1 protein-coding gene is annotated in these 2,677 nt (G+C 68.8%); it reads left to right on the top strand.

Translation table 11 applies throughout. The annotated features are described in order from the left end of the window. Positions 1–2,677: condensation domain-containing protein (locus ACZ7M7_RS44980; RefSeq protein WP_472127652.1), on the top strand; the 2,677-nt coding region annotated here is incomplete at both ends.

Consider the following 2,677-nt stretch of genomic DNA (forward strand, 5'->3'; position numbering starts at 1 on the left):
TATGCGTTCGATTTCTCGGTGTGGGAGATCTTCGGGGCGTTGCTGCATGGTGGCCGGCTGGTGGTGGTGCCGGAGATGACGGCGCGGGAGCCGGGTCGTTTCCATGAGTTGCTGGTGCGTGAGGGCGTGACGGTGCTCAATCAGACGCCGTCGGCGTTCACGCAGCTCATCGAGGAGGACCGCACCCGCAACGACAGCGGCCAATTCGCACTCCGTACGGTTGTCTTCGGCGGGGAGGCCCTCGACTACCGTCCCCTCCAGACTTGGGCTGCGCGTCATGGTCTTGAGTCGCCGCGGTTGGTGAACATGTACGGCATCACCGAGACGACGGTGCATGTCACGTACTACCCGGTCGGCGAGGAGGACGTCGCTGCCGGTGGGTCGGCGAGCCCGATCGGGCGTCCGCTGAACGATCTGAGCGTCCATTTGCTCGATGCCCGCGGTGAGTTGGTGCCGGTGGGTGTTCCCGGTGAGATGTATGTGGGCGGTCCGGGTGTGGCCCGTGGGTATTTGAACCGGCCGGAGCTGACGGCTGAGCGGTTCGTGCCGGATCCGTTCGGTCCTGCGGGTTCGCGTCTGTATCGCAGTGGTGACCTGGCGCGTCGTCGCGCTGACGGGAGTCTGGAGTTCCTGGGGCGTGCGGACGACCAGGTGAAGGTGCGTGGTTACCGCATCGAGCCGGGTGAGATCAGCGATCGCCTGTCGGAGCATCCGGCCGTGCGCGACGCGGTGGTGATCGTCCGTGATGAGCGGCTGGTCGCTTACCTGGTCCTGGACGGTGAGCTGCCGTCGACGGCCGAGCTGCGTGCTTTTGTGGCGGGTGCGTTGCCGGAGTACATGGTGCCGGCGGCCTTCGTCGAGCTGGATCGGATCCCGCTGACGGTGAACGGCAAGCTGGACCGTCGTGCGCTGCCTGCGCCCGATGCCTCGGTCGAGACTGGGTACACCTATGTCGCTCCGCGTACTCCTACGGAGGAGCGGGTGGCCGGGGTGTGGCAGGAGGTCCTGGGGGTTGAGCGCGTCGGTGTCGAGGACGGGTTCTTCGAGCTGGGCGGTGACTCGATCCGTGCCGTGGCCCTGGTGGGTGCGCTGCGCGCGGCCGGGTTCGATGTCGCGGTGCGGGACGTCTTCGAGCACCGCACGGTCGCGGGCCTCGGTGAACTGATCACCGGCCTGCCCGCCCCGCAGCCGGAGCAGTTGTCCGTCGAGTCCTTCTCCCTGATCGGCGAGGAGGACCGGGCGCAGCTCCCGCAGGACGTCGTGGACGCCTACCCGCTGTCCCAGGTCCAGCTCGGCATGATCGCCGAGCAGTTCGCCGACGACCGCCGGAACAACTACCACAATGTCAGCCTCTTCAGAGTCCGCGACGGTCGTCCCTTCGACGGCGAGGCACTGCGCGAGGCCGTGAACATCGTCGTGCAGCGGCACGAGGTGCTGCGCACCTCCGTGCACCTCGACGGGTACGCGGTACCGCTGCAGATCGTCCACCGGACCGCTCAGGCCCCGGTGTCCGTGCACGACCTCCGCACGATGGAGGACGCCGACGCGCGTGAGAGTGCGCTGCGGGGCTTCGTCGCGGCGGAGCGGCGGGGAGTGTTCGACCTGTCGGCGGCCCCGCTGCTGCGCGTCTCCGCGCACCTGGAGAGCGACGAGGCCTGGTGGCTCGGCCTCACGGAGTCCCATGTCCTCCTGGAGGGCTGGAGCGTGAACTCGCTCTACAGCGAGCTATTGGAGGTCTACGGCCTCCTGCGCGACGGCGCCCGCCCGGAGCCCCACCAGGCGCCTCCCGTACGGTTCGCCGACGCCATCGCCGCGGAACTGCAGGCCCTGGAGTCCAAGGAGGACCGCGCGTACTGGCGTGACATGGTCACCGAGCACACCAAGTTCGTCCTTCCGGCGGGCTGGCACGGAGACCTCTCCGTCCCGGCCGAGCCCGTGGGTACGGCGTTCCGCCTGAACGACCTCGAACCGGGTCTGCGCGCGCTGGCTTCGGCGGCCCAAGCCTCTATGAAGAGCGTGCTGCTGGCGGCGCACCTGAAGGTGATGAGCCAGCTCACCGACGAGGACGCGTTCCACACCGGCGTCGTCCACCACACCCGTCCGGAGGCCCCGGGCGCCGACCGGGTGCTCGGCATGCACCTCAACACCCTGCCGTTCCCCGCCGACCGGTCCGCCCGGACCTGGCGCGAGCTGGTCCAGCAGGTGTTCGCACGGGAGATGGCCAACTGGTCCCACCGTCACTTCCCGATGCCGGCGATCCAGCGGGAGGCCGGCGGCGGCAGCCGACTCGTGGACGTCTTCTTCAACTACCTGGACTTCCACCAGGTCGACGGCGAACTGGTCGACGAGGCAGCGGAGATGGGGGAGAACCCGAACGAGTTCTCCCTCGCCGTGACGGCGATCAGCGGCGTGCTCGGTGTGCGCGGCGACTCCCACGTCATCAGCCACGCCAACGTCGAGCGCCTGGTCGCGATGTACCGGGCCGTACTGGAGTCGATGGCCGCGGATACCGAGGGCGACGCGCGTGCCGTGTACCTGCCCGCCGGCGAGCGGGAGACGGTGCTCGGCGCGGGCCCGGCGGCTCCGTCGGGTGTGGTGGATCGGTGTGTGCATGAGATTTTCGCGGAGCGTGCTGTGCTGTCGCCGGATGCGGTGGCGGTGGTTGCGGGTGGTGTGT

Source organism: Streptomyces sp. NPDC111606 (assembly GCF_055656945.1).